The sequence below is a fragment of the Citrobacter sp. ABFQG genome, from assembly GCF_004322975.1.
Lineage (GTDB): Bacteria > Pseudomonadota > Gammaproteobacteria > Enterobacterales > Enterobacteriaceae > Citrobacter > Citrobacter freundii.
The window spans coordinates 3,166,043-3,193,023 of sequence record NZ_CP036435.1; the positions used below are offsets into that span (position 1 = coordinate 3,166,043).

Genomic DNA, 26,981 nt, shown 5'->3' on the forward strand with positions numbered 1-26,981 from the left:
TATTAACGTTGTACCTTTGCCAGACTGAACCACATTCCTATCGCTAATACGATAAGCATGCTGCCGGCGCTGCTTAAGGCCACGCTATGTGACCAGGTGAACGCTTCTCTGGCAGCCGTCAGCAATGCCTCACTCAGTGACGACGGGAGCGAGTGCGCCAGTTGTACCGCCTCCCCCATTGACGATGAGGCACGTTCCATTTCCTGCGGATTAAGTCCGGCTGGCGGCAGAATCGATGCAGAAAAGCTACGGCTCAACAGCAAACCAAAGATAGCGATCCCAAGTCCGGCTCCCAGTTCATAAGCCATTGTCTCGATGGCACCCGCGGCCGCGGCTTTTTCCGCAGGTGCTGCTGCCATGATAGCCGCTGTTGAAGCCAGAAGCGCACTGGCGGCGCTGAAGCCGAGCAAAGCCATCAAAATCCAGGCTTGTACCTGTTGGCTACTGAAATCCGTCATCGCAAGGCCGTAAAAGCTAACAGCGCTCAGCGCCATGCCCGCCGTTGCCACACAACGTAATCCCAGACGTGAAACCAACATACCGGCAATCGGTCCGCTGAAACCACTTGCCAGCATCACCGGCAGCATGAACAACCCTGCCTGATACGGTGTTAAGCCGTGGACAAACTGTAGCTCCTGAGCCATCAGTAACTCGAAACCCACCAGCGTTATCATCGCGGTCATCGCCATCACGACACCACTTAAAATGATGCGATGCGTGAACAACCGCATATCAATCATCGGGCGGGCTGCCGCAAGCTGGATGCGGACAAACTGCCACAACAGCAAAGCGCCGGTTAACAGCGTCAGAGCGATAGCAACGGTCGCCGTATGCCCTTTCAGCGCGGTTTTGGCGCTGTATACCAGCAGCAGAATGGCGACAATCAGCATTATCGCATGACCAAAATTTAACGATTGATCGCGACGTCCAGCCTGGCGCGGCACTAAGCGTGCGGTTAAGGCCATTACCACCAGGACAATCGGTACATTAATTAAGAATACTGATCCCCAGTAGAAGTGCTCCAGTAGCATCCCGCCAACCAGTGGGCCAAACGCCGCACCGCCGGAGCCAACCGCGGCCCAGACGCCGAGCGCCATATTACGATGCCGTTGCTCAGCGAAAGTGGCGCGAATCCCCGCAAGCGTTGCCGGCACAATCATCGCCGCGCCAATCGCCAACACGGCCCGGGTGACAATCAGCCAGCTGGCGCTATGAGCAAAAGCGGCCGCCAGCGATGCCAGACCAAACAAGCCTCCACCTAACAGCAGCAAGCGTTTAAAGCCAATGCGATCGCCCAGCGCCCCCATGGGCAACACCATACCGGCCATTACCAGAGAATAAATATCAATGATCCACAGCAGCTCGTTACCACTGGCACCCAGCGTCATACTCAGCGTGGGCGCGGCAACGTGCAGCACCGTTGCATCAATCGCAACAGGGATGTAGACCAGCACAATAATCACTAACGTTAACCACTGACGAAACATAAAACTCCCTTCAAAACTGAAACTGGACACACGTCCAGGTTCGGCGATCCTACGGAAATTTGAACGTATGTCCAACTTTTTGTTAGACTGCGTGCTAAACGGATATGGGAGGAACGATGAGCTATCTAAATCGGGATGAACGTCGGGAAGTGATTCTGCAGGCGGCAATGCGCGTCGCGCTTGAGGAAGGATTTACCGCCATGACGGTGCGGCGTATTGCCACGGAAGCTCAGGTGTCAACCGGCCAGGTGCATCATCACTTTACGTCTGCCGGCGAGTTAAAATCCCTCGCTTTTGTGCAACTGATCCGTACTCTTCTGGATGCCGAACTGGTCAGCGCAAACGCCAGCTTCCGTGAACGGCTGCATGCCATGCTGGGCAGCGAAGATGGCGGGTTCGAACCCTATATAAAACTATGGCGTGAAGCGCAGGTTCTGGCGGATAAAGATCCGGAAATCAAAAGCGCTTACCTGCTGACCATGCGGATGTGGCACGAAGAAACCGCAGCTATCATCTCTCAGGGACAGAAAGCCGGTGAGTTTTCTCCAGGCCCGGATGCTGCCGATGTGGCGTGGCGTTTAATTGCGTTGGTATGCGGTCTGGATGGCATCTATGTATTAGGCATTGAGGAAATGGCCGATCCTGCATTCGAACGCCACCTGGATCGTATGATTACGTTAGAGTTAGTTAATTGATGTTATAGATGAATTAATAATACATCTTTTATATTTACAATTGGTAACACTTAAGCAACGTGTAATTCCCTCATCACGCCGCGTTATTGCGCTTTTTTATCTATTCTTTCAGTCAATATTCCCAAAACTTTTCAATAGTTTCTAAAAGAACTCGCGCGGCGCTGTATGCGTTTATTTCTTTTTCATGAACGGCATGTGCATGGAGAATAATATGTCAGCATCAAATGAGAAAAATAATCGTTATCTTTTAACTGACTGGAAACCCGAAAATCCTGCCTTTTGGGAAAACAAAGGTAAGCACATTGCCCGAAGAAACCTCTGGATATCAGTGAGTTGCTTGCTGCTTGCGTTTTGCGTCTGGATGTTGTTCAGCGCTGTTGCTGTCAATCTGAATAAAATTGGTTTTAATTTTACCACCGATCAACTGTTTTTATTAACGGCATTACCTTCTCTTTCTGGTGCAATATTGCGCGTTCCCTACTCCTTTATGGTACCTATATTTGGGGGGCGCCGCTGGACCATTTTTAGCACCGTCATTCTGGTTATTCCCTGCGTCTGGCTCGGTTTTGCCGTGCAAAATACCGCTACTCCGTTTGGCGTATTTATTATCATTGCGCTGATGTGTGGGTTTGCTGGCGCTAACTTTGCCTCCAGCATGGGCAATATCAGTTTTTTCTTCCCCAAAGCGAAGCAAGGCAGCGCACTAGGCATTAACGGTGGCCTCGGCAACCTCGGTGTCAGCGTGATGCAGTTGATCGCGCCGCTGGTGATCTTTCTCCCCATTTTTACCTTCCTGGGCGTGCAGGGCGTACCACAAGCTGACGGATCGTTACTGTCACTGGCCAATGCCGCATGGATTTGGGTGCCGCTACTGCTGATAGCGACCGTGGCAGCGGGCATAGGAATGAACGACATTGCCAGTTCGAAGGCCTCAATTGCCTCCCAGCTACCGGTCCTCAAGCGTTTTCATTTGTGGTTATTAAGTCTGCTGTATCTCGCCACCTTCGGTTCATTTATCGGTTTTTCAGCAGGCTTTGCCATGCTGGCGAAAACACAGTTCCCTGACGTGAATATTCTGCAACTGGCGTTCTTCGGGCCCTTCATCGGTGCGCTTGCGCGATCGGCGGGCGGTGTTATCTCTGACAAGTTTGGTGGTGTGCGGGTCACCTTAATTAACTTCATCTTTATGGCACTGTTCAGCGCCCTGCTGTTTCTCACTTTGCCCGGCTCGGGCGAAGGAAGCTTTATCGCGTTTTACCTGGTGTTTATGGGCTTGTTCCTGACCGCGGGTCTGGGCAGTGGTTCGACCTTCCAGATGATTGCGGTGATCTTTCGCAAAATCACCATTTACCGGGTGAAGCTGCACGGTGGTACTGAAGAACAGGCCCAGCGTGAGGCGGTAACCGATACCGCAGCCGCCCTGGGATTTATCTCCGCAATTGGCGCTGTCGGGGGCTTCTTTATCCCGAAAGCGTTTGGTTCATCGCTGGCGCTGACCGGATCTCCGGTCGGCGCCATGAAAATATTCCTTGTGTTCTACATCGTCTGCGTGCTGGTGACCTGGCTGGTTTACGGCCGTAAATCACAAAAAAAATAGTCATCTTTTGGCCTGTGTAGGCAACGTTATTCGAAGCAGGAGTTATGTCATGAGTAAACTGTTAGACCGCTTTCGCTACTTTAAACAAAAGGGCGATACGTTTGCCGAGGGGCATGGGCAAGTAATGCACACCAACCGGGACTGGGAAGACAGCTATCGTCAGCGCTGGCAGTTCGATAAAATTGTGCGTTCTACCCACGGCGTTAACTGTACCGGCTCATGCAGCTGGAAAATCTACGTCAAAAACGGGCTGGTAACCTGGGAAACTCAGCAAACCGACTACCCGCGTACCCGCCCTGACCTGCCAAATCATGAGCCCCGTGGCTGCCCACGCGGCGCAAGTTACTCGTGGTATCTCTACAGCGCTAACCGCCTGAAATATCCACTGGTGCGTAAACGCTTAATCGAATTGTGGCGCGACGCCCTGTCCCGCCAGCCCGATCCGGTGCTGGCCTGGGAATCCATTATGAACGACCCGCAAAAATGCCGGAGCTACAAGCAGGTACGCGGGCGCGGTGGGTTTATCCGTTCCAACTGGAAAGAACTTAATCAACTGATTGCTGCTGCCAACGTCTGGACGGTGAAAACCTACGGCCCGGATCGTGTGGCCGGATTCTCGCCCATCCCCGCAATGTCGATGGTCTCCTATGCCGCAGGTACGCGTTATCTCTCGCTACTGGGCGGAACCTGTCTGAGCTTCTATGACTGGTACTGCGACTTACCGCCAGCGTCACCGATGACCTGGGGCGAGCAGACCGACGTTCCTGAATCCGCCGACTGGTATAACTCCAGCTATATCATCGCCTGGGGCTCTAACGTGCCGCAGACCCGTACCCCGGACGCGCACTTTTTTACTGAAGTACGCTACAAAGGCACCAAGACGATTGCCATTACGCCAGACTACTCGGAAGTCGCCAAACTGTGCGACCAGTGGCTGGCACCGAAACAAGGGACAGACAGCGCGCTGGCAATGGCGATGGGCCACGTCATCCTGAAAGAGTTCCATCTCGACAATCCCAGCGATTATTTCCTCAATTACTGTCGTCGCTATACCGATATGCCGATGCTGGTGCTGCTGGATGCCCGCGAAGATGGCAGCTACGTGCCTGGACGCATGATGCGCGCCTCAGACCTTGTTGATGGTCTCGGCGAAAGCAACAATCCAGAGTGGAAAACGGTGGCTTTCAACCGCGAAGGTGAACTGGTTGTCCCGAATGGATCCATCGGTTTTCGCTGGGGCGAGAAAGGCAAATGGAACCTGGAACCCCTGGCGGCTGGCGCTGAAACTGAACTTTCCCTCTCGCTGCTTGGTCAGCATGATGACGTGACCGGCGTGGCATTCCCCTATTTTGGCGGCAACGAAAACCCACATTTTCGCAGTGTAAAACAGGAACCAGTGCTGGTCCGTCAACTACCGGTAAAATATCTTACCCTCGCTGACGGTAGCCGTTGCCCGGTGGTGAGCGTCTATGATCTGGTGCTGGCGAATTACGGCCTCGACCGTGGTCTGGATGATGTTCATAGCGCACAAGATTACAGCGAAGTAAAAGCCTACACCCCGGCCTGGGGTGAGCAAATTACCGGCGTGCCACGCCGTCATATCGAACAAATCGCCCGTGAGTTTGCCGATACCGCGCACAAAACGCATGGCCGTTCGATGATCATCCTCGGGGCTGGCGTTAACCACTGGTATCACATGGACATGAACTACCGCGGGATGATTAACATCCTGGTGTTCTGTGGTTGCGTGGGACAAAGCGGCGGCGGCTGGGCGCACTATGTGGGTCAGGAGAAACTGCGTCCGCAAACCGGTTGGTTGCCGCTGGCCTTTGCCCTGGACTGGAACCGCCCACCGCGTCAGATGAACAGCACCTCGTTTTTCTACAACCACTCCAGTCAGTGGCGTTATGAAAAACTCACCGCGCAAGAACTCCTCTCTCCGCTGGCCGATGCGTCGAAGTTTAGCGGACATTTGATTGACTTTAACGTACGTGCTGAACGAATGGGCTGGCTGCCCTCTGCGCCGCAGCTTAACCTTAACCCATTGACCGTCAAAGCGAAGGCAGAACAAGCTGGGTTATCTCCTGCGCAATACACTGCCCAAGCGCTGAAGTCGGGTGATATTCGTTTTGCCTGCGAGCAGCCAGATAGCGGCAAAAACCACCCACGCAACCTCTTCGTCTGGCGCTCTAACCTGCTCGGTTCCTCAGGTAAAGGGCATGAATACATGCTCAAGTATTTACTGGGTACCGAAAGCGGGATCCAGGGGGAAGCGCTCGGTTCAAGTGAGGGTATTAAACCTGAAGAGGTTGAATGGCAGTCCGCGGCGATAGAGGGCAAGCTCGATCTGCTGGTCACGCTCGATTTCCGTATGTCCAGCACCTGTTTGTTCTCCGATATCGTTTTGCCAACCGCTACCTGGTATGAAAAAGACGATATGAACACCTCGGATATGCATCCGTTTATTCACCCGTTGTCCGCGGCGGTCGACCCGGCATGGGAATCGAAGAGTGACTGGGAAATTTATAAAGGCATCGCCAAAGTGTTCTCCGAGGTATGTGTCGGACACCTTGGACAAGAAACGGATGTGGTGTTGCAACCACTGCAACACGACTCTCCGGCAGAGCTGGCGCAGCCGTTTGACATTCTGGACTGGCGCAAAGGCGAATGCGATCTCCTCCCGGGGAAAACGGCACCGAATATCGCCGTTGTGGAACGTGACTACCCCGCCACCTACGAACGTTTTACTTCACTCGGTCCGCTCATGGACAAGCTTGGTAACGGTGGGAAAGGCATTGCGTGGAATACCCAGGCGGAAGTCGATTTCCTCGGCAAGCTGAACTACACCAAACGCGAAGGCCCGGCAAAAGGCCGACCGCTGATTGACACCGCGCTGGATGCCTCTGAGGTGATCCTCGCCCTGGCGCCAGAAACAAACGGTCAGGTAGCGGTGAAAGCCTGGGAAGCGCTGGGGGCGATGACCGGACGCGACCATACGCATCTGGCGTTGAATAAAGAAGACGAGAAGATCCGTTTTCGCGATATCCAGGCGCAGCCACGCAAAATCATCTCCAGCCCTACCTGGTCCGGCCTTGAAAGCGAACATGTCTCCTATAACGCAGGCTATACCAACGTCCACGAGTTGATCCCATGGCGTACCCTGTCCGGTCGCCAGCAGCTGTACCAGGATCACGCGTGGATGCGAGCGTTCGGTGAAAGCCTGGTGGCGTATCGTCCGCCTATCGATACTCGCAGCGTCAGTGAAATGCGCGAAGTTCCGCCTAACGGCTTCCCGGAAAAAGCCCTCAACTTCCTGACGCCGCACCAGAAATGGGGGATCCACTCTACCTACAGTGAAAACCTGCTGATGCTGACGCTTTCGCGCGGCGGCCCAATTGTCTGGATCAGCGAGACCGATGCCAAAGAGCTGGGCATTGAGGATAACGACTGGATTGAAGCCTTCAACGCCAACGGTGCGCTCACCGCGCGTGCAGTGGTGAGTCAACGCGTGCCGCCGGGAATGACCATGATGTATCACGCTCAGGAGCGAATCATGAATATCCCTGGCTCGGAAGTCACCGGGATGCGTGGCGGGATCCATAACTCGGTCACCCGCGTCTGCCCGAAACCCACGCATATGATTGGCGGCTATGCGCAACTGGCATACAGCTTCAATTATTACGGGACGGTCGGCTCTAACCGCGATGAGTTCATCATGATTAGAAAAATGAAAAACATTAACTGGCTGGATGATGAAGGTCGCGATCAGGTACAGGAGGCGAAAAAATGAAAATACGCTCACAGGTAGGCATGGTTCTTAATCTGGATAAGTGCATCGGCTGCCACACCTGCTCCGTCACCTGTAAAAACGTCTGGACCGGGCGTGAAGGGATGGAATATGCGTGGTTTAACAACGTCGAGACTAAACCGGGGATTGGTTATCCGAAAAACTGGGAAGATCAGGAAGAGTGGCAAGGCGGCTGGGTTCGCGATGTCAACGGCAAGATAAGACCGCGTCTGGGCGGTAAGATGGGCGTGATCACCAAAATTTTCGCCAACCCGGTGATCCCGCAAATCGATGATTACTATGAACCGTTTACCTACGATTATCAGCATCTGCATAGCGCGCCGGAGAGCAAGAATCAGCCCACCGCGCGTCCGCGTTCGCTGATAGATGGTAAACGGATGGACAAGATTATCTGGGGTCCAAACTGGGAAGAACTGCTTGGCGGCGAATTTTCAAAACGCGCCCGCGACCGTAACTTCGAGAAGATGCAAAAGGAGATGTACGGTCAGTTCGAAAACACGTTTATGATGTATTTACCGCGCCTGTGCGAGCACTGTCTGAATCCAAGCTGTGTCGCCACCTGCCCGAGCGGTGCTATCTATAAGCGTGAAGAAGACGGCATTGTGCTGATCGACCAGGACAAATGTCGCGGTTGGCGCTTGTGCATCAGCGGCTGTCCGTACAAAAAAATCTACTTTAACTGGAAGAGCGGTAAGTCAGAGAAGTGCATTTTCTGCTACCCGCGTATTGAGTCCGGCCAGCCGACGGTGTGTTCAGAAACCTGCGTTGGGCGTATCCGTTATCTCGGGGTATTGCTGTACGACGCCGACCGTATCGAGGAAGCAGCGAGCACCGAGCATGAAACCGATCTCTACGAGCGTCAGTGCGATGTGTTCCTCAACCCGAACGATCCGGCGGTGATTGAAGAGGCGCTAAAACAAGGTATTCCACACAACGTCATCGAAGCAGCTCAGCGCTCGCCGGTTTACAAAATGGCGATGGACTGGAAGCTGGCGCTACCGCTGCACCCGGAGTATCGCACCCTGCCGATGGTCTGGTATGTGCCGCCATTGTCACCGATTCAGTCGGTCGCCGACGCGGGCGGACTGCCGCACAATGGCAACATTTTGCCTGCGGTTGAGTCGCTGCGAATTCCGGTTCAGTACCTCGCCAATATGCTCAGTGCGGGTGATACCGGTCCGGTGCTGAGGGCGCTCAAACGGATGATGGCCATGCGCCACTATATGCGTGCGCAAACCGTAGAAGGCGTCACGGACACCCGCGCGATTGAGGAAGTGGGTCTGAGCGTTGAGCAGGTCGAGGAGATGTATCGTTATCTGGCCATCGCCAACTATGAAGACCGTTTCGTGATCCCGACCAGTCACCGCGAAATGGCGCGTGATGCCTTCCCGGAGAAAAACGGCTGCGGCTTTACCTTCGGCGACGGTTGTCATGGTTCCGACACCAAATTCAACCTGTTCAACAGCAGCCGTATTGATGCCATCGACATCACCGAAGTGCGCGATAAAGCGGAGGGTGAATAATGCAAATCCTGAAGGTTATCGGCCTGCTGATGGAGTACCCCGACGAGCTGCTATGGGAGTGTAAAGACGACGCGCTGGCGCTTGTGGCCAGCGATGCCCCCACGCTGAGTGATTTTAGCCAGGAGCTGCTCAATGAGCCGTTACTGGATAAACAAGCCGAATGGTGCGAAATCTTTGACCGGGGTCGGGCCACCTCACTGCTGCTGTTTGAGCATGTGCACGCCGAGTCCCGTGACCGGGGCCAGGCGATGGTTGATTTGTTGGCGCAGTATGAAAAGGTCGGGCTGCAGCTAAACTGTCGCGAACTGCCGGATCACCTGCCTTTATATCTTGAGTACTTAAGCGTGTTACCGGAAGCGGAGGCCAAAGAAGGACTGCAGAACGTCGCACCGATTCTGGCGTTGCTTGGCGGGCGCTTAAAACAGCGCGATACGCCGTGGTATCAACTGTTTGATGCCCTGTTGCAGCTTGCCGGAAGTCCTCTTTCGAGTGACAGTGTCACTAAGCAAGTTGGCGCGGAAACGCGCGACGATACCCGACAGGCGCTGGATGCAGTCTGGGAAGAGGAACAGGTGAAGTTTATCGAAGATAATGCCACCGCCTGTGACAGTTCACCGTTACAAAACTATCAACGACGCTTTAGCCAGGACGTGGCACCTCAGTATGTCGACGTCAGCGCGGGAGGCCCGAAATGATACAGTACCTGAACGTCTTTTTTTACGATATCTATCCGTACCTGTGCGGTACGGTGTTTATCCTCGGCAGTTGGCTCCGCTACGACTACGGCCAATACACCTGGCGCGCGTCTTCCAGCCAGATGCTGGACAAACGCGGCATGGTGTTGTGGTCAAACTTGTTCCACATCGGCATTCTGGGGATCTTTTTCGGGCACCTGTTTGGCATGTTAACGCCGCACTGGATGTATGTCTGGTTCCTGCCGATTGCGGTAAAACAGCAGATGGCGATGATTGCTGGCGGACTTTGTGGCGTGCTCACACTGGTGGGGGGCGCTGGCCTGCTGGTGCGCCGGCTGACTAACCCGCGCATTCGCGCAACCTCCTCGACCGCCGATATTCTGATCCTCTGCGTTCTGCTGATTCAATGTATTCTAGGTTTAACCACTATCCCGTTCTCTGCACAGCATCCTGACGGCAGTGAAATGCTAAAACTGGTCGGTTGGGCGCAGTCGGTGGTGACCTTCCAGGGCGGTGCGTCTGCGCATCTGGATGGCGTGGCGTGGATTTTCCGTGTGCATCTGGTTCTGGGGATGACCATTTTCCTGCTGTTCCCGTTCACCCGACTGGTCCACGTGTGGAGTGCGCCGTTTGAGTACTTTACCCGCCGTTATCAGATAGTGCGTTCGCGCCGCTAATTTTCTCTGCTGCCCGGTAGCGCTAGCGCTTACCGGGCCTGGATCGCTATCCCGCTTTTTGTACGTTATGATGCTTCTCCATCCCAGGGAGAACGCTAATGAAACCACAGGTTTATCACGTCGATGCCTTTACTTCAGTACCCTTTCGCGGCAATTCAGCGGGAGTGGTGTTGCATGCTGATGGATTAAGCGAAGCACAGATGCAACTTATTGCTCGCGAGCTACGTCATTCGGAAACCGCATTCCTGCTGACCAGTGACGACAGCGATGTTCGCATTCGTTATTTCACCCCGACGGTCGAAGTTCCTATCTGTGGACACGCTACCGTCGCCGCACATTATGTGCGCGCCAAGGTGCTGGGTCTGGGCAACAGCACCGTCTGGCAAACATCGCTCGCTGGTCGTCATCGGGTCGATATTGAAGCGAGTGACAATGACTATCGCATTAGCCTTGAACAAGGCGTACCTGGATTCGAAGCTCCGCTGGAAGGTGCTGTACGTGCCGCGATAATCGATGCACTGCACCTGAGCGAAGACGATATGCTGCCCGGATTACCCATTCAGGTAGCCACCACCGGACACTCTAAAGTAATGATTGCGCTGAAGTCTGAGGTGGACCTCGACGCCCTTTCCCCGGATTTGCCTGCCCTGACCGCTATCAGCCAGCAAATTGGCTGTAACGGTTTCTTCCCTTTTCAAATTCGCAAGGGCGAAAACGCCACCGATGGCCGCATGTTCTCGCCTGCTATTGGTATTGTGGAAGATCCGGTTACCGGCAATGCCAACGGTCCAATGGGCGCGTGGCTGGTTCAACATGGGTTGATGCCGCATGACGGGAAAACGCTACGTGTTCAGGGACATCAGGGCCGCGCGCTCGGGCGTGACGGTATTGTTGATGTGACGGTGGCTATCCGTGAAAACCTGCCGGAAAAAGTGACCATTACCGGTTCGGCAGTGATCCTGTTTCACGCCGAATGGGCGATAGATTTTTAATTGTTCCCGTAGGCCGGATAAGGCCTACAATCAAAACAGACAAACTAAAGCGAACTTTAAAATCGACCATAGGCTTAAGTTCTTCTTATTGGGCAGAGCCAGTAAATATTTTTGCGAAAAAGAATTTAGAATCTGTATTCTCAATGCGCGACATAAGGAGAACATTTAAAACCTTGTCTGGAACGCTCCACTTCACAGAGAATGAAAAAGACATTGTTAATCAACATGCTAATAAAATCATCGAAAAAAACATTATGACAGATATGATTATATTATTGAGAAACGTGAAATCACGTTAAAATGGGAGAAGGCATTACAGGTTCCACTGTCAAATGACGGGCTTAATGAGATTAATCTCATCATAGAAAAGAAAAAGAGTTTACGAGGCATTTATCTAATGAATTTCAATTAAACTGGTTATAAAAGGCCTGAATTATTTTAAAAAAGATTCAGGCTTTTTTTTATAATTTGCGATGGCAGTCACAATAATTAAATTACAAATAGTTTGATATCATACTTTCTTTAGTCTTGATATTTAAAATAAGGATTTGCCATATGAGTTTCTGGGATGCTAAGAAAGGATTTTTATTATCTCCGGGAGATAGAACAAGTTGTGGTGGTTATATTTTAGAAAATTCCGACCTTCCTCGTATTAGAGGAGTAAAAATAGCATGTGAGGGGGATGAGTATATATGTGGTTTTGATGGTCAACGATACCAAATTGAGGGTGGCGTACCAAATGGCTCACATATAGAAGCAAGCAGGATTTTATATAGAGACACCTTCAAAAGTGCATTTGATAACGACATTGATCATGAAGGTCGAAAAATAACACCTTCTTCAGAAATATTCAGACAAATGCAAGAGGAAACCGGTTTACATAGACGCTCGCATGATTCACTTAGAGACTTCGGGTGATGCTGCCAACTTACTGATTTAGTGTATGATGGTGTTTTTGAGGTGCTCCAGTGGCTTCTGTTTCTATCAGCTGTCCCTCCTGTTCAGCTACTGACGGGGTGGTGCGTAACGGCAAAAGCACCGCCGGACATCAGCGCTATCTCTGCTCTCACTGCCGTAAAACATGGCAACTGCAGTTCACTTACACCGCTTCTCAACCCGGTACGCACCAGAAAATCATTGATATGGCCATGAATGGCGTTGGATGCCGGGCAACCGCCCGCATTATGGGCGTTGGCCTCAACACGATTTTCCGCCATTTAAAAAACTCAGGCCGCAGTCGGTAACCTCGCGCATACAGCCGGGCAGTGACGTCATCGTCTGCGCGGAAATGGACGAACAGTGGGGATACGTCGGGGCTAAATCGCGCCAGCGCTGGCTGTTTTACGCGTATGACAGGCTCCGGAAGACGGTTGTTGCGCACGTATTCGGTGAACGCACTATGGCGACGCTGGGGCGTCTTATGAGCCTGCTGTCACCCTTTGACGTGGTGATATGGATGACGGATGGCTGGCCGCTGTATGAATCCCGCCTGAAGGGAAAGCTGCACGTAATCAGCAAGCGATATACGCAGCGAATTGAGCGGCATAACCTGAATCTGAGGCAGCACCTGGCACGGCTGGGACGGAAGTCGCTGTCGTTCTCAAAATCGGTGGAGCTGCATGACAAAGTCATCGGGCATTATCTGAACATAAAACACTATCAATAAGTTGGAGTCATTACCGAGACTTCGATGAAAGATTTGAACACGATGATTTTATTGGTACGGCTGGAGGGATAATACTTGGACGGAAAAAAATCATTACTGGAGAAAAGAAAAATAAATTCTTAACTTCAAATTTTAGCACAGGTTTTCGAACAAGGATTCCCAAACATTTATTTGATATTTACTCAAGGATGGGGCGAGATTTATCAGATTATGAAACCGAAATAATATGTCTCCTTGCAGGTTCCGCACACAGCAGAGGTTCATGCAAATGTCATTGCAGGTTTACACCGCATTTTAATATAACATACAGATATGATGAATACCTTTTGTCCAGTTTTCAGTCAGTAAATAGTACCAGTAATTCAATACCTGATACACCACCTGTACGGCAGCAGCGCCCCCCAGAAGCAAGACAAACGGTAGAACCTGGTTTTTGTGTAGTACCAGATCAAACATCACCTAAGAAATATGAGTGTGAGTTAATAGTCAATCCGCCATCAGGAGTAAAAGAGTTATACCGTAAGCTAAATCCAGAAATGGAAAAAAAACCAGGCTCTATATTGATTGTTGTTGATCCTGAAAAGCAAGATCAAAAGCAGATTCAGACTCTGCAAAAAGCACGAGATAAAATTGATAAAGCACTTGAACCTCTTACTATAGAGGAAGCAAAACTTTTACACGATAACAGAGCCGTCGTAGATACATTTTCATATCAGCTTTATGGAGATTATTTAGGTAAGGCCGGGGATGGTTTTGGATATATAAGTGAAATAGGCAAAGGATACTATGAAGAGATAAATGACATATTAAAAGAAATTGAAGATCTATACAAAAAAACTTACACGCATAATAATGGAAAAATATCTGGAGAGGAGTTTTTTGGACAAAGATCGAGGCTTTTTAAAAGATTGGGTATTGTATTAAATAAGTTCTCTAAATCACAATTAAATTTAGAAGAATATAACAGTATAAAGAAAGCGCTGGGCCTCTCAACATCTTCTGTTATGCATAAGTGGGACCAATCTGGAGTCGATAATATTGAAGGATATGCGAATTATATTGAGCATTCTTCCAAATTGATAAAAATAATGAAAAATGTAGGATACATTGGTGTTGGCTTAGATTTTGCTGGTTATTCAGCAAATGTATATGACGCTTGTTCCAGAGGCCGTGAAGATGCTTGCAAAAAGGCTGCAATTACTGAATATAGTAAGTTTGGTTTTAAACAGGGGACGAGTATGGGGGTTGGTTGGGCCAGTGGTTTAGCTGCGCGAGGTGCCTGCATGTGGGTTCTTGGGCTAGTAACTACGGAAGTGGGTGCCGTAGGTGCTAGTTTATGCTTTGTAACGGGGGTTGGCGTAAGTATAGGAACCGCAAAAGTTGTCGAGGATAGTGCTGAACATTATGGTGAATTATTCGGAGAACATATAATTTATGAGCAATTATTTAAAAAATAATCCAAACTTTATTTTATATTTAATAACATTCTCCATGATTGGAATGTTATTTATTGTTATTATTTCATTGGTAAATAAAAAATATTATGCTATGGTTGTTGATTTATATATTAAAAAGTATAATAGATTGCCTATTATGGCAGGATTAGCAAAAGAAGCTAGCCTGATATTAACACCAGGGTCATACCATGCAAAAGTTGGTTTTATTATGGATTCATTAATATTGCCGTATAACAAGTTCTCTAATCATGATATGACAATAGAGCAATATAATTACATTAATTCCTTACCAATGAAATTAACTATTGGATTTAGAATTGAGGGTTTTCTTTGGATTATATCGATTCCACCAATGTTAATAGGATTTATTTTACACGCATTATTTGAATGATAATTTAAAGGGACTCCATTGGAGTGATTGTTATTTTTTATTTCAATGCCCCATAAATTTGATCAACAATCCAGCCATATGTAGCAACAGGTAGTAACCCGCTTACAAATACATTCGGATTTACTTTAGGGTCTGCCGGATAAGGCGATAACGCCGCATCCGGCATGACTTCCGATACCCCTATTTCCCCGCCTCTGGATGCGTATCAAACGCCGCCATGACCGTCGCCAGCTCATCTTCGGTAAACCCATGCTTCACGTCATCCACGCCCAGTCCAAACTGTTCCTGCAGCAAGGCATACAGGCTGGCGACATCGGGCAGATTAATCTGCTCTACCGCACGACCATCCTGATAACGGGTGAAATGAAAATTGGTCAACGTCAGCTTACCGCCGTCCGGAAGATGACGACACATCAGCAAATGATGACGAAAATGCGATTGTGGCCAGTGCGCGGACCAGAAATTGCCCATCAGATAATCGCTCTGGTGCTGCACGACCAGGTCAAAACGGTACATTGATTGCCAGTGATCGTGATGGCGGAACTGCAGGATCCAATCGTCCCCCTCCTGAACCAGACGATATTCGCCGTGTGGCGTTTGCTGCTCAATGTCGGCCTGCAGACGAATCGGCGCCGTCAGCGTTTGCCCGCCGAAGCCAACGTCGGCGATCCACTGCTCTCCCTGTAATTCAACCAGCAACAGACGATGCGTGCGCGGCGGCAGACTTGACGGATTTGCCAGTACCACACGACCGAGAAGGCTGCGTACGTTAAAACCGATTTCGCGTAACGCGCGCTCAAACACTCCATTCTGTTCAAAGCAATAACCGCCACGACGCGCCGTCACCAGCTTCTCTTCCAGCGACAAATCGTCAAGCTGCATCTCTCTTGGCAGTAATACATCCAGGTTTTCAAACGGAATCGCGCCGTTGTGCAGTAAATGCAGCGCTTTTAAAGTTTCAATGTCGACGCTGGCCGAATCTGACCAGCCAATACGGGCAAAATAAGCGGTTAAAAAAGGCGTCATAGGGAGTTCCTGTTCGATTAATGCAGTACTTATAACGCATTTTTAATTTTACGCCGTCGATTTTGTGCGTTGTTCCTCCAGACGAGGCGACAAAATCGCTAATACCGTTAATATCTATATCTATTGTGGTGTATTATCTCTCAGCCCAGGAGCATCCATGAGCCATTTCCGTTCAATCGAATTAAAACATGCCAGTCGGCTGCTTAACCACGGCCCTACGATACTGATCACCAGCCGGGATGAGCATACCGAGCGGCGCAATGTGATGGCGGCGGCATGGTCAATGCCGGTGGAATTTGAACCGCCGCGGATTGCAATTGTTGTTGATAAGACCGCCTGGTCGCGTGAACTGATTGAGCGTAGCGGCAAGTTCGGTATTGTTATTCCGGGCGTGGCCGCTACCAACTGGACTTACGCGGTGGGCAGCGTTTCCGGTCGCGTGGAAGATAAATTTAACTGCTACGGTATTCCGGTGGTAAAAGGTCCGGTGCTGGGATTACCGTTAATAGAAGCGAAATGTCTGGCCTGGATGGAGTGTCGTCTGCTGCCTGCAACGGCAGCACAGGAAAAATATGACACCCTGTTTGGGGAAGTGGTCTCGGCTGCCGCTGATGAACGAGCTTTCGTGGAAGGACGCTGGCAGTTTGATGATGACCAACTCAATACCCTGCATCATCTTGGTGCCGGAACGTTTGTCACCAGCGGGAAACGCATAACTGCGGCTGAATAATACGGGCGCAATAATCGCCCGTTCTCTTTCACATGCTGTAGCCGGGTTTTTTAATCAGCCTCGTCATCTGTGGCGCAATTTCCGCATCCCACACGCTCTGCCACGCCTCGGGCTCAATTTCATTCAGCGCCACGCTCACTGAACTCCCTTTGCTTTGTAAATGACGAATAATGACTTCGGTAATATCCGCCGCCAACGCGTCCTTCTCTTCTTCGTTCAAATCGCGAGGAAAACATTTGATATCAACGTGCGGCATGACAGGTTCCTTATTGTTTTGGGATGCAGGTAACTTATGCGGACTCTCGTTCAACCAGGTGAAATCCGACATCAATAATATCGTCTTCACGTGGAGTTTGTTCGATACGATCGAGGCGACGCGTTGTCCAATAGCCCGGCGATCGGCGGTCCATAGCAAACCATGACGACGATAACCTTTTTTCAGCAAATAGTCTGCCACCGCCTGCATCACTTTTTCCGCGGTCTTCGGGCGCACCAGCTGCGGGCTATTTAGCGCCCTGCTCACCCTCATGGGTGACAATCCCCAGTCTTTTGATTACGCCATTCTGTACGTCGGTTCGATGGGGCCGATTGGCCTGATTTCTTATCTGTTTATCGTGAGTCCATTGGATCGTATTACGCTGACCCCTTCTGTCGCGTAATTTAACCTTATGGCGATAGTTTGCCCGCTGTTCCGGGATTTGCACACCTGCGGAACAGCGTTTTTTTATTCAAATAATCTTATTGTTTTTCAGTACAGTACGTAGCCTCGGATGCTGACAAACTGCATCAGCGATAGCGCTAATATTCGGCGTGTTGTCCTGAAACCAGTCATGCCCTGGTCCCCAGATGCGCATAACGGCAATATATACGTCCAGTAGTGTTAGCTGATCCCCGAATGCGTACGGCTCGGCGTTTAGCTGATCGTTCAGCCACATATAGAGGGATTTACGGTACTCAATGCAGTTCTTTTTCAACTGCGCCGGGGCGTCCGGTACCCAGCGTTCTGGATAGTCGGCATAGGTAAACGTGGGATAGACATTTGCTACCAGCCATATCAACAGACGCTGAAACTGCTGACGTTCGGCGTGTCCAACGGGTGGTGAAAGTTCAGGGCGACGATCGAGGATCATCAGCGCGATCGCCGCCGTTTCCGTCATCACACTGCCATTTTCCAGTACCAGCGTGGGCACCTGGCATAGTGGATTCATCGTCTTAAGCAACTCCCGCTGAGGGCCGTCACTGTCAAAACCGTCGACATTAATAAAATGATAAGGGATCTCCGCCAGTGTGAGCATCACTTCACTGATGGCCGATCCCCAGCCCGGTACCCCATAGACCTTAATCATGCTGCAATCCCCAAAGTTAAAACCCTAAGTGTAGAGCAGCATTCGGCAACCTATGCAGACGTGATTATTACTTTCATAATAACAATGGTCGAATACCGGGGGAGAATAAGCCATGCGTTCCAGTATGTTTGAATATATGAACATTTTTGTACAGGTTGTTGAGCAAGGTGGATTTGCCAGAGCAGCAGACGTGTTACACCTGCACCGCCCTGCAGTGACCAAAGCTATCCAACATCTTGAAGACGATCTTGGAGCAAAGTTGCTTAACCGCACGACTCGTAAAGTGAGTCTGACAGAAGAAGGTGACGCTTTTTACCAACGCACAAAAATCCTGCTCAGTGACGTTGATGACATCATGGCTTCTTTCTCACCCACCCGCCCTCCGCGCGGAAAACTTAGGGTGAATGCCCCCCTGTCGCTGGCTCACTCGGTATTAGTCCCGGCCCTGAACGATTTCCAGTCGCGCTACCCGGATATTGAGATTGTCCTCACCTCCACCGACCGCAGAATCGATCTGCTTGCCGAAGGTATCGACTGCATGATTCGCATTGGCGAGTTACAAGACTCTTCTCTGATTTCACGGCGGCTTGGTGAGGTAAAAATGGTGACATGCGCGTCCCCGGATTATTTGCAAAAACACGGCGTACCGCAGACGCCAGAGGATTTATCCCGACATCAGGCAATTAACTTTTTCAGTGAACGTCATCGTGAAGCACTGGAATGGTCCTTCGTCCGTGAGGGTGAAACCGTGTCGTTTATCCCCACAGGTCACATCAGCGTTGATAACTCCGACATCCTTTTGACAGGCTGTTTATCCGGACTCGGTATCATCCACGGTGTGCACGCGGTACTGGCCCCCTGGATCCAGTCGGGCCAGCTCGTAGAGGTGCTGGCCGATTATGCCGGGGAATCAAAACCCGTTTCCGTGCTCTACCCGGACAGGCGCCATCTTGCCCCCCGCGTTCGGGTGTTTATTGACTGGCTGTGTGCGCTTTTTACCGAGCAAAAATCGCGCCTACAGGGATTATTATAATCTGAGTAATAGTGAAGTTCCGCAACGGCGGTTTTTCACCCTCATCTGAGCCGTTAAATTGTGCAGACCCAATACAGAACAATTTACAGAGGTTTGCTATGTCTAAGGTCGTGGTTTTTAATCAACCAGGCGACGCTGACGTCCTGACAATCCAGGATATGCCAGTTTCGGCTCCGCGTGCGGATGAAGTTCAGATACGCGTACGCGCAATCGGCATTAACCGTGCGGAAATTATGTATCGTACCGGCCAGTATATTTACCAACCCAAATTCCCGGCACGTCTGGGCTATGAGGCTTCTGTCGTTGTTGAATCCGTGGGAGACAACGTGCGTGAGTTTGCGCCCGGCGATAGCGTCAGCGTCATCCCGGCTTTCAGCTTCCATGAGTATGGTATGTACGGTGAAGTCGTCAATGCTCCAGCCCATGCTGTCGTCAAACATCCTGAGAATCTTAGCTTCGAGGAAGCCGCGGCGAGCTGGATGATGTATGTGACCGCTTTCGGTGCGCTGGTTGAATATGCGGATATTAAGCCTGGTGATAACGTGCTGATCAATGCTGCTTCCAGCAGCGTCGGACTGGCGGCAATTCAGATTGCTAACATGCGGGGAGCAAAACCGATTGCGATGACGCGCACCAGTGAGAAACGTGCCCAGCTTCTGCAACTTGGCGCGGCAGAGGTTATCGCCAGCCAGGAGCAGGATCTGGTGGCGGAGATTAACCGGATCACTGACGGCAAAGGTACCCGCGTGGTCTTCGATCCGGTCGGTGGCCCTGGCGTGGCAAAAATTGCCCAGGTGATGCCTGCCGGCGGACTCTTTTTCCAGTATGGCTCTCTTGATGCGCGTGATTTGTCGATTCCGGTAATTGAGATACTCGGTCGTCATCTGACCTTCCGCGGCTATGAGATTTTCGAAATCACCACGAACCCGGAAAAACTGTCACGTGCAAAACGGTTTATCTTTGAAGGACTGCAATCCGGCAAGCTCAAACCGCTGATTGATAAAACCTTTGCCTTTGATGATATCGTTGAAGCACATCAATACATGGAAGCCAACGGTCAGGTGGGCAAAATCGTCGTCACCCTGTAATCCTTGTGCGGCACAGTCTTGTGCCGCAAATTACCCTCAAAGCACTTTCGACAAAAACTGCTGGGTGCGCGTGTGGCGTGGATGATTCAACACCTGCTCGCTGCTGCCCTGCTCGACGATTTTGCCATCAACCATAAACACCACCTGATCCGCCACTTCCCGAGCGAAGCCAATCTCGTGTGTCACCACCACCAGCGTGGTTCCCGACTTCGCCAGCGCTTTGATGACATCCAGGACTTCGCCCACCAGTTCAGGATCCAGTGCAGATGTAGGCTCATCAAACAGCATGACGCGCGGATTTAGCGCCAGTGCACGGGCAATAGCGATACGCTGCTGCTGACCGCCAGATAAGTGACGCGACCAGGCATCGGCTTTATTGCGCAACCCTACCGCATTAAGCAGCGTTAATGCCCGCTCGGTGGCGGCTTTACGCGATGCCAGTCCGTGCGCAATGGGTGCTTCAATAAGGTTCTCCAGCACCGTTAAGTGCGGGAACAGATTAAAGTTCTGGAACACATAGCCGACGTTAACCCGCTGGCGCAAAATTTCCGCCTCTTTCAGCTCATACAGCTTGTCTCCCTGCCGACGATAGCCAATGTAATCGCCATCGATTTGAATAAAACCCTCATCGACGCGTTCCAGATGGTTGATGGTACGCAGGAGTGTGGATTTCCCTGAACCGGACGGCCCGAGAATGACCGTAACCGTTCCGGGAGGGATCTCCAGCGACACATTATCCAATGCTTTGTGGCGACCAAAGTATTTGCTGACGCCGGTAATAGAAATATGACCTTCAGGCGAGTGGGACATGGACGGCCTCCTGCTGTGGACGTTGACGACTGCGTTTTTCTGCACGGCTCACCCGGACTGTGTTGATCGCTGAACGTCGTTCGCTGCGTGCCAGCGTGCGTTCGACCAGATGCTGAATAAGCGACAGAATGCTGGTGATCACCAGATACCACACCGCACCCACCATCAGCAGCGGGATCACTTCCTGCGTGCGGTTGTATATCATCTGGATGGTGTAGAACAGCTCCGGCATTGCCAGCACGTATACCATCGCCGTCCCTTTCGCCAGGCTGATGATTTCATTGAAGCCAGCAGGCAAAATGGTGCGCAGCGCCTGCGGCAGAATAATCCGCAGCGTACGTCGCCCTGCCGGTAAGCCCAGTGCTGCCGCTGCCTCGTACTGACCGTGATCAACCCCCAAAAATCCACCACGTATAATCTCAGCGGTATAGGCGCTTTGCACCAGCGTCAGGCCAACCACCGCAGTGGAAAACTGACCGAGTACATTGATGGTCTCAAAACTTCCCCACTGAATGGGAGTAAACGGAATACCAATCGTCAGCGTGTCGTATAGATAGGAGAAGTTGTACAGAACGATTAGCACCACAATCAGTGGTAACGAACGAAACAGCCAGATGTACCCCCAGGCCAGACAGTTCAACAGCCAGGAAGATGAAAGCCGCGCCAGCGCCAGCAGACCGCCGATGAGAATACTCAACAGCGTCCCGATAAGTGTCAGTAACAGCGTTTGTCCAAGACCAGACAAAATCACCGGATCGAAGAACCAGCGGGCAAACACACTCCATTCCCAGCGCGGATTAAACGCCACAGACTGGAGAATCACCGCCAGGGCAAACAAAGCAATGATCGCGCCAACGGTGCGCATGGGGTAACGCGCCGGTACGACTTTAATGCTATCTGTCGTTTTCATCTTCTCTCCTCAGGCGATTCTGGCCTGACCGGCAATAGTCAGCAGTTTGGTAAAGCGCAGCCGTCCATCAAACGGTGGCTGGCTGTACTCTTCGGGATTGCGCGTCGTATCAAATTGTGGATCGTAGCCCTGGCTTAAATAAAGTCTGACGGCCTCCGGCTGGCGAAATCCTGTGGTCAGATATATCCGGCTGTAGCCCGCGAATAGCGCCCGACGTTCCAGTTCCTGCACTACACGCGCCGCAAGTCCCTGCTGACGCAGGCTGCTTTTTGTCCAGATACGCTTAATCTCGGCAGTGTCCTTGTCGTAAGGTTTGTAAGCCCCGGTGGCGATAATTTCTCCGCCACGCTCCAGGACCACAAAAAGTCCCTGAGGTGCCAGATACCATTCGGTCAGTTCCACTTCAGCGTCGCGAGAAAAATAATCGCCGTAGCGGGCAGCATACTCACCGAACAGACCGTTCAAAATGGGCTGTAGCTCGCTGGCTTCAGGTGAGACCACGCGAAATTGATCGCTCACGATGACCTCCTTAGTCGCCTAAACCGGCCGGGTTGATTTCAGATTGCGGAATGCGTTCCACCCCTTCTCCCCAGCGATTCAGCACCTTGTCATAATCGCCGTTGCCAATCACGCCGTTGAGGGCGGTTTGTACCGGCAGAACCAGACCGCTGTCCTTTTTCAGCGTCACTGCGATGTGTGCCGCTTTTGGCCAACCGCCATCAACACTACCCACCAATTGCGTTTTACCGTTGAGTGCAGCTTTCCATGCGCCGATTACATTAGGACCGAAGTAGGCATCGGCGCGACCTGACTGTAGGGCCAGGGTTTGCGCGGCATCATCTTTGGTATACACCGGCGTAAACGGCTGTAACCCTTTCTTCACGTTCTCATCGTTCCAGGCCAGCAGGATGGCTTCCTGGTTCGTCCCTGAACCGACGATAATGCGCAGTCCAGCGATATCTTCCGCCTGCTCGATTTTCTTCAGCTTGCTACCGGTTTTGACATAAAAGCCAAGAGAGTCCTTCCGATACGTCGCGAAATCGAATTTTTCTTTGCGTGCTTTGGTGACGGTAATATTACTGATCGCGGCATCGTATTTGCCGGAAGTGACGCCCAGCGGCCAGTCTTCCCATGACGTAGGTACGACGTTGAGTTCCAGCCCCAAACTGTCAGCCACCAGACGCGCGATGTCCGCCTCGCTGCCGATCAGCGTCTTATTGTCATCGGCAAAGACGGTCAGCGGCGGTTGACTGAGCCCGGCAATCGCCACGGTGAATTTGCCCGGTACGGCCAGGTGCAGATTTGCAGGCAATTGCGCAATCGCCTGCGGATTCTTTGCCGTATTGATCGGCGTTTTATTGGCTTCCAGACTTACGCCCGTGCCGTTAATCGTCACATCATTTGCCCAGACAGTCGCGCTGAAAGCCAGCGACAGCGCGAGGAATACTGATTTTTTCTGCATAGCGTTTTTCTCTTATTGTGCGAATTGATTTGCAGGTGTCGTTAATCCCAGGCTTGCGCGCAGGGTCGTACCGGGATATTCATGGCGGAACAGGCCCCGCGCCTGAAGCACAGGGACAACCTGTTCGACAAAACGCGGGAAGGTATCCGGCGTTCCGCCCTGGATAATAAAACCATCTGCGGCTTTCTCGTCGAACCACTGCTGCAGGCCGTCGGCGACCTGTTCCGGCGTGCCGCTGAAACGCGGACGTGGGCTGGCCGATTCCAGAGCAACCTGACGGAGTGTTAAGCCACGCTCGCGCGCGTTGCGTTTGATCTCATCAGTCGTACTGCGAAAGCTGTTTTGTCCGAGAGAGCCAAGATCCGGGAACGGTGCGTCCAGCGGATATTGGGCAAAATCATGATGTTCAAAGTAGCGGCCAAGATAGTTCAGCGCGTCGGTAACGGAGACCAGCGCAGCGGTAGTCTGATACTGCTGCTCAACGTCCTCTTCGCTGTCGCCAACAATAACGCTGACGCCCTGGAATATATGCAGTTGATCGGGATGTCGTCCGGCGATTTCCAGCTGACTTTTTACATCCTGATAGAACGCCTTAGCCTCTGCCAGCGACTCCTGATGGGTAAAAATGGCATCAGCATGCTGCGCCGCTAATTTCTTGCCATCTGCTGAAGCTCCCGCCTGAAATATAATCGGACGACCTTGTGGCGTACGCCCAATATTTAACGGCCCGGCGACCTGGAAATAATCTCCATGATGGTTTAGCGTGTGCAGTTTATGCGGATTAAAAAATTCCCCGCTTGTTTTATTACGGGTAAAAGCATCGTCTTCCCAGGAATCCCACAGTCCTTTCACTACCTGTAAATATTCATCGGCAATACGATAACGCTGGGCATGCTCCGGATGCTGAGCGCGAGAATAGTTTTTTGCCGATCCTTCCAGAGGCGACGTAACCACGTTCCAGCCCGCACGCCCGTTGCTGAGATGGTCCAGGCTGGCGAACTGTCGTGCGGTCGTAAACGGCTCGCTGTATGATGTGGACACTGTGCCAACCAGTCCCAGATTCTGGGTGATGCTGGCCAAAGCGGATAATACTGTTAGCGGCTCAAAACGATTTAAAAAGTGCGGGATTGATTTTTCATTAATATACAGACCATCGGCGACAAAAATAAAATCCAGCTTCCCTTTTTCCGCAATAAGCGCCGTCTCTTTGACAAACTCAAAATTAATACTGGCATCGGCCTGAGCCGCCGGGTGGCGCCATGCGGACATATTTCCCGATGCGCCATGCAGAATAGTTCCGAGCCGTAGTTGCCGATTTTCAGCCATAATAACCCCTACCCAACAGGTAAACTTAAAGGTGTGCGAATGCCGTTTTTGCTAACTGCGCAAAGTAATGTGCGGCAGGTTCAATTAAACGTTCGTCTGGATTAAATCCCGGGTGATGTAATCCGTATTCACTGGCGCTGCCAATACTGACAAATGCGCCTGGCGTATTTTGCAGGTAGACGGCAAAATCCTCCCCGCCCATATGCAGGTCAGCATGGTGAGTTGTGTAGCCTGACTGTTTCGCCACCGTGGTGGCGATATCGGCCCAACGCGCATCGTTCACCAACGCGGTCGGCCCTGCATGCCAGATAACGTCTATTTGTGCGCCAAAGGCATGGGCAAATCCGGCAGCGATGTCATTAACCCGTGCTTTAACCCGCTGCTGTACCTGAGTCCGGTGCGTTCTGAGCGTCCCTTCCAGCTCAACGGACTCTGGCAGTACGTTCCATGTATTTCCTCCCTGAATACGGGTCACGCTGAGTACCACCGAATCCAGCGTGTTAACGTCGCGACTGGCAACGCTTTGCAACACGGTTACCAACTGGCTGGCAAGCAGGATGGCATCTTTGCCTTCATGCGGACGCGCCGCATGTGCGCCCTTGCCATTTATGCGCAGCACGAAGCGATCGACATTGGCATAGAACGCACCGCCGCGTGTGGCAAATTCGCCCACCGGCAAACCGGGCTCATTGTGCATACCAAAAATAGCCGCTACGTTTTGCAGCGCACCGGCGCGGATCAACGTTTTTGCACCGCCGAAACTCTCTTCAGCTGGTTGAAACAAAATACGTACTCGCCCCGGTAAGGTTGTTTCCTGTTGTTTAAGCAGCAGTGCTGCACCAAGCATCACGCTGGTATGGACGTCATGCCCGCAGGCATGCATCACGCCCGGTGTGAGGGAACGAAACGGAACGTCGGCACTTTCTTCTATCGGTAGCGCATCGATATCCGCTCGTAGCGCGATGACATCTTCTCCCTTGCCGATTTCCGCGACCAGACCGGTTTTCAGCTCGAACGGCAGAATGTCGACATCCGCAGCGTGCAACCAGGCCTGAATGCGCCCGGTGGTTGCTTCCTCCTGCAGGGAAAGCTCCGGGTGCTGATGTAATTCACGACGCCAGTTGATAAGCGTTGAGCTGAGGGTCATCAGAGCAGCTCCACGGCATTATGGACTTGTGCCAACAAACGCAGCGATGTCAGACGCGGGTGGCCCTCCGCCACTGGCGTGTCGATAATGAACTCATCAATACCAAATTGCGTATGCAGAGCATTCAGCTTTACCATCACCTCTTGAGCGGTGCCGTGTAACAACGCCAGTTCACGACGCGCGATTTTGCGTGGCGAACTACCCGCCTGTACGGCGAATGCCAGGGCTTGCTCTTCGCTGGCGACTGTAACGCGTTGACCATTTTCCAGCTCAACGCCCCAGATTTGCACGTTTTCCGCCAGTTGCGCAGCGGTATCGTGACTGTCAGCCACAATCACCTGAACGGCGACTATCGTCGGGCGGTCGCTGTGGGTCTGCCAGAAGGACAAAACCTCACGTAATAACGTTTTGTCACCGTTGAGGTGCGCAGCGAAGATAAAATTCCAGTCGGATTGCGCTGCTAACTGTGCGCTTTGCACACTGGCTCCGAGTACAAATCCTTCTGGCGGTATTGGTGGGATTGGCGTCGGGAATACCGTTTCCCCGCTTTCCGTTCCGTTCAGCGCCAGCCAGCCGTTAAGCTGAGAAAGCTGATCGGCAAAACTGCCTTTTTCTTCCTGATGCAGTCCATGCTGTAACGCCTGAGTCGACAACGGTAACCCGCCAGGGGCCTTCCCTACGCCGAGGTCGACACGTCCAGGAGCCAGTGATGCCAGAAGATTGAAGTTTTCCGCCACTTTGTACGGGCTGTAATGTTGCAGCATCACGCCGCCGGAACCAACGCGGATACGCTGGGTTTGCCCGAGGATCCAGGCGATCACCAGCTCCGGCGATGGACTGGCCAGCTGTGGCGTATTATGGTGTTCCGCGATCCAGAAACGATGGTACCCCCACTCTTCCGCCAGTTGCGCCAGGCGCAACGTCCGGGAAAGCGCAGTCGCGGCAGTTTCACCTTCCCCGATGGGGCTTTTATCCAGAATACTCAGGCGATATGACATGTTACGAGCCTATGTTTGTTAACATGTCTTTATTATTAATTTATCAAATAGCCATACTGAAACATTTAATTCACATTTACTCAGCTAAAAAGTAGATAACAAACCCTGCAGCAGCCA

Annotated in this window: 23 protein-coding genes and 3 pseudogenes; 15 read left to right on the forward strand and 11 right to left on the reverse strand. The window is 51.7% G+C overall.

Going from position 1 to position 26,981, the window contains the following annotated elements:
• Nucleotides 1–2: 2 nt before the first annotated feature.
• Nucleotides 3–1,487, reverse strand: a complete 1,485-nt coding sequence (locus WN16_RS15535; protein WP_003836218.1) for an MFS transporter — start codon at nucleotides 1,485–1,487, stop codon at nucleotides 3–5.
• Between the two features lie 116 nt (nucleotides 1,488–1,603).
• On the opposite strand from WN16_RS15535, the gene WN16_RS15540 reads away from it, so the two are divergent.
• The 11 genes from WN16_RS15540 (at nucleotide 1,604) to WN16_RS15590 (ending at nucleotide 14,988) form a co-directional block, all read left to right on the forward strand.
• Entirely contained in the window at nucleotides 1,604–2,182 is a 579-nt protein-coding gene (locus WN16_RS15540) for a TetR family transcriptional regulator (protein WP_003843697.1), read from the forward strand.
• A 211-nt stretch (nucleotides 2,183–2,393) separates the two neighbouring features.
• Nucleotides 2,394–3,779, forward strand: a complete 1,386-nt coding sequence (locus WN16_RS15545; RefSeq protein ID WP_003020098.1) for a NarK family nitrate/nitrite MFS transporter — start codon at nucleotides 2,394–2,396, stop codon at nucleotides 3,777–3,779.
• Between the two features lie 49 nt (nucleotides 3,780–3,828).
• Complete coding sequence (locus WN16_RS15550) at nucleotides 3,829–7,569, forward strand: nitrate reductase subunit alpha (RefSeq protein ID WP_044702419.1); 3,741 nt, start codon at nucleotides 3,829–3,831, stop codon at nucleotides 7,567–7,569.
• Complete coding sequence (gene narH, locus WN16_RS15555) at nucleotides 7,566–9,110, forward strand: nitrate reductase subunit beta (protein ID WP_003020103.1); 1,545 nt, start codon at nucleotides 7,566–7,568, stop codon at nucleotides 9,108–9,110. The genes WN16_RS15550 and narH overlap by 4 nt, the downstream gene beginning before the upstream one ends.
• The gene (gene narW, locus WN16_RS15560; protein ID WP_044702417.1) at nucleotides 9,110–9,805 is read left to right on the forward strand and encodes a nitrate reductase molybdenum cofactor assembly chaperone; all 696 of its coding nucleotides are present in this window, start codon (nucleotides 9,110–9,112) and stop codon (nucleotides 9,803–9,805) included. Before narH ends, narW begins: the two co-directional genes overlap by 1 nt.
• A complete protein-coding gene (narI, locus tag WN16_RS15565; RefSeq protein WP_044702415.1) occupies nucleotides 9,802–10,482 on the forward strand; it encodes a respiratory nitrate reductase subunit gamma in 681 nt (226 codons plus the stop codon). Before narW ends, narI begins: the two co-directional genes overlap by 4 nt.
• Nucleotides 10,483–10,580: 98 nt before the next feature.
• Nucleotides 10,581–11,474 (forward strand): PhzF family isomerase, encoded by an 894-nt coding sequence (locus WN16_RS15570; RefSeq protein WP_044702414.1) that lies wholly within the window; start codon nucleotides 10,581–10,583, stop codon nucleotides 11,472–11,474.
• 555 nt (nucleotides 11,475–12,029) lie between these two features.
• Nucleotides 12,030–12,392: a hypothetical protein gene (locus tag WN16_RS15575; RefSeq protein WP_242670818.1), complete on the forward strand. Its 363-nt coding sequence runs from the start codon at nucleotides 12,030–12,032 to the stop codon at nucleotides 12,390–12,392.
• 50 nt (nucleotides 12,393–12,442) lie between these two features.
• Nucleotides 12,443–13,140 (forward strand): IS1-like element IS1B family transposase gene (locus WN16_RS15580; RefSeq protein ID WP_095033700.1). Its coding sequence is split into 2 segments (ribosomal slippage): nucleotides 12,443–12,692 and nucleotides 12,692–13,140, totalling 699 coding nucleotides; the frame shifts between segments, so codons are not numbered across the junction.
• A 326-nt stretch (nucleotides 13,141–13,466) separates the two neighbouring features.
• Complete coding sequence (locus WN16_RS15585) at nucleotides 13,467–14,597, forward strand: hypothetical protein (protein WP_242670824.1); 1,131 nt, start codon at nucleotides 13,467–13,469, stop codon at nucleotides 14,595–14,597.
• Nucleotides 14,575–14,988, forward strand: a complete 414-nt coding sequence (locus tag WN16_RS15590) for a hypothetical protein (protein ID WP_032935715.1) — start codon at nucleotides 14,575–14,577, stop codon at nucleotides 14,986–14,988. The genes WN16_RS15585 and WN16_RS15590 overlap by 23 nt, the downstream gene beginning before the upstream one ends.
• Before the next feature lie 37 nt (nucleotides 14,989–15,025).
• Here WN16_RS15590 and WN16_RS24570 read toward each other — a convergent pair.
• Nucleotides 15,026–15,124 (reverse strand): annotated as a pseudogene (locus WN16_RS24570) (hypothetical protein); the annotation flags it as partial.
• A 44-nt stretch (nucleotides 15,125–15,168) separates the two neighbouring features.
• Nucleotides 15,169–16,014, reverse strand: coding sequence for an N-hydroxyarylamine O-acetyltransferase (gene nhoA / locus WN16_RS15595; RefSeq protein WP_003843702.1), 846 nt, complete (start codon nucleotides 16,012–16,014; stop codon nucleotides 15,169–15,171).
• Nucleotides 16,015–16,171: 157 nt separating this feature from the next.
• Between nhoA and WN16_RS15600 the strand changes: the two genes are divergently transcribed.
• Nucleotides 16,172–16,744 carry a flavin reductase family protein gene (locus WN16_RS15600; protein WP_044702312.1) on the forward strand — a complete coding sequence of 191 codons (573 nt, stop codon included), beginning with the start codon at nucleotides 16,172–16,174 and terminating at the stop codon, nucleotides 16,742–16,744.
• Nucleotides 16,745–16,772: 28 nt separating this feature from the next.
• Here the strand turns inward: WN16_RS15600 and pptA are convergent, their stop codons facing one another.
• Nucleotides 16,773–17,000: a tautomerase PptA gene (gene pptA / locus WN16_RS24575; RefSeq protein WP_044702368.1), complete on the reverse strand. Its 228-nt coding sequence runs from the start codon at nucleotides 16,998–17,000 to the stop codon at nucleotides 16,773–16,775.
• A 289-nt stretch (nucleotides 17,001–17,289) separates the two neighbouring features.
• Here pptA and WN16_RS15620 point away from each other — a divergent pair.
• Nucleotides 17,290–17,403: pseudogene (locus tag WN16_RS15620) on the forward strand (glucarate transporter); the annotation flags it as partial.
• A gap of 69 nt (nucleotides 17,404–17,472) precedes the next feature.
• Here the strand turns inward: WN16_RS15620 and WN16_RS15625 are convergent.
• On the reverse strand, nucleotides 17,473–18,090 hold the full coding sequence (locus WN16_RS15625) for a glutathione S-transferase family protein (RefSeq protein ID WP_044702315.1): 618 nt from the start codon (nucleotides 18,088–18,090) through the stop codon (nucleotides 17,473–17,475).
• Between the two features lie 112 nt (nucleotides 18,091–18,202).
• Between WN16_RS15625 and WN16_RS15630 the strand changes: the two genes are divergently transcribed.
• Nucleotides 18,203–19,123, forward strand: a complete 921-nt coding sequence (locus tag WN16_RS15630) for a LysR family transcriptional regulator (RefSeq protein ID WP_044702317.1) — start codon at nucleotides 18,203–18,205, stop codon at nucleotides 19,121–19,123.
• 98 nt (nucleotides 19,124–19,221) lie between these two features.
• Entirely contained in the window at nucleotides 19,222–20,211 is a 990-nt protein-coding gene (locus WN16_RS15635; protein WP_103790855.1) for a zinc-dependent alcohol dehydrogenase family protein, read from the forward strand.
• Between the two features lie 36 nt (nucleotides 20,212–20,247).
• Here WN16_RS15635 and WN16_RS15640 read toward each other — a convergent pair whose 3' ends face one another.
• The 6 genes and pseudogenes from WN16_RS15640 to WN16_RS15670 form a co-directional block, all read right to left on the reverse strand.
• Entirely contained in the window at nucleotides 20,248–21,021 is a 774-nt protein-coding gene (locus tag WN16_RS15640; protein ID WP_044702321.1) for an amino acid ABC transporter ATP-binding protein, read from the reverse strand.
• Nucleotides 21,005–21,931, reverse strand: coding sequence for an amino acid ABC transporter permease (locus WN16_RS15645; protein ID WP_047715770.1), 927 nt, complete (start codon nucleotides 21,929–21,931; stop codon nucleotides 21,005–21,007). The genes WN16_RS15640 and WN16_RS15645 overlap by 17 nt, the downstream gene beginning before the upstream one ends.
• 9 nt (nucleotides 21,932–21,940) lie before the next feature.
• On the reverse strand, nucleotides 21,941–22,450 hold the full coding sequence (locus WN16_RS15650) for a GNAT family N-acetyltransferase (protein WP_032949329.1): 510 nt from the start codon (nucleotides 22,448–22,450) through the stop codon (nucleotides 21,941–21,943).
• Nucleotides 22,451–22,460: 10 nt separating this feature from the next.
• Nucleotides 22,461–24,719, reverse strand: a pseudogene (locus tag WN16_RS24380) (NtaA/DmoA family FMN-dependent monooxygenase).
• A gap of 25 nt (nucleotides 24,720–24,744) precedes the next feature.
• The gene (locus WN16_RS15665) at nucleotides 24,745–25,866 is read right to left on the reverse strand and encodes an amidohydrolase (protein WP_044702327.1); all 1,122 of its coding nucleotides are present in this window, start codon (nucleotides 25,864–25,866) and stop codon (nucleotides 24,745–24,747) included.
• Nucleotides 25,866–26,864 (reverse strand): MsnO8 family LLM class oxidoreductase, encoded by a 999-nt coding sequence (locus WN16_RS15670; protein ID WP_044702329.1) that lies wholly within the window; start codon nucleotides 26,862–26,864, stop codon nucleotides 25,866–25,868. The genes WN16_RS15665 and WN16_RS15670 overlap by 1 nt, the downstream gene beginning before the upstream one ends.
• Nucleotides 26,865–26,981 lie beyond the last annotated feature (117 nt).

Coding starts and splice junctions, on each gene's coding strand:
- narI (WP_044702415.1), top strand. CDS start 9,802: ATGATACAGTACCTGAACGTCTTTTTTTACGATATCTATCCGTACCTG.
- WN16_RS15635 (WP_103790855.1), top strand. CDS start 19,222: ATGTCTAAGGTCGTGGTTTTTAATCAACCAGGCGACGCTGACGTCCTG.
- nhoA (WP_003843702.1), bottom strand. CDS start 16,014: ATGACGCCTTTTTTAACCGCTTATTTTGCCCGTATTGGCTGGTCAGAT.
- WN16_RS15570 (WP_044702414.1), top strand. CDS start 10,581: ATGAAACCACAGGTTTATCACGTCGATGCCTTTACTTCAGTACCCTTT.
- WN16_RS15670 (WP_044702329.1), bottom strand. CDS start 26,864: ATGTCATATCGCCTGAGTATTCTGGATAAAAGCCCCATCGGGGAAGGT.
- WN16_RS15640 (WP_044702321.1), bottom strand. CDS start 21,021: ATGTCCCACTCGCCTGAAGGTCATATTTCTATTACCGGCGTCAGCAAA.
- WN16_RS15575 (WP_242670818.1), top strand. CDS start 12,030: ATGAGTTTCTGGGATGCTAAGAAAGGATTTTTATTATCTCCGGGAGAT.
- WN16_RS15545 (WP_003020098.1), top strand. CDS start 2,394: ATGTCAGCATCAAATGAGAAAAATAATCGTTATCTTTTAACTGACTGG.
- WN16_RS15600 (WP_044702312.1), top strand. CDS start 16,172: ATGAGCCATTTCCGTTCAATCGAATTAAAACATGCCAGTCGGCTGCTT.
- WN16_RS15550 (WP_044702419.1), top strand. CDS start 3,829: ATGAGTAAACTGTTAGACCGCTTTCGCTACTTTAAACAAAAGGGCGAT.
- WN16_RS15625 (WP_044702315.1), bottom strand. CDS start 18,090: ATGATTAAGGTCTATGGGGTACCGGGCTGGGGATCGGCCATCAGTGAA.
- pptA (WP_044702368.1), bottom strand. CDS start 17,000: ATGCCGCACGTTGATATCAAATGTTTTCCTCGCGATTTGAACGAAGAA.
- WN16_RS15540 (WP_003843697.1), top strand. CDS start 1,604: ATGAGCTATCTAAATCGGGATGAACGTCGGGAAGTGATTCTGCAGGCG.
- WN16_RS15590 (WP_032935715.1), top strand. CDS start 14,575: ATGAGCAATTATTTAAAAAATAATCCAAACTTTATTTTATATTTAATA.
- WN16_RS15630 (WP_044702317.1), top strand. CDS start 18,203: ATGCGTTCCAGTATGTTTGAATATATGAACATTTTTGTACAGGTTGTT.
- WN16_RS15535 (WP_003836218.1), bottom strand. CDS start 1,487: ATGTTTCGTCAGTGGTTAACGTTAGTGATTATTGTGCTGGTCTACATC.
- WN16_RS15645 (WP_047715770.1), bottom strand. CDS start 21,931: ATGAAAACGACAGATAGCATTAAAGTCGTACCGGCGCGTTACCCCATG.
- WN16_RS15665 (WP_044702327.1), bottom strand. CDS start 25,866: ATGACCCTCAGCTCAACGCTTATCAACTGGCGTCGTGAATTACATCAG.
- narW (WP_044702417.1), top strand. CDS start 9,110: ATGCAAATCCTGAAGGTTATCGGCCTGCTGATGGAGTACCCCGACGAG.
- narH (WP_003020103.1), top strand. CDS start 7,566: ATGAAAATACGCTCACAGGTAGGCATGGTTCTTAATCTGGATAAGTGC.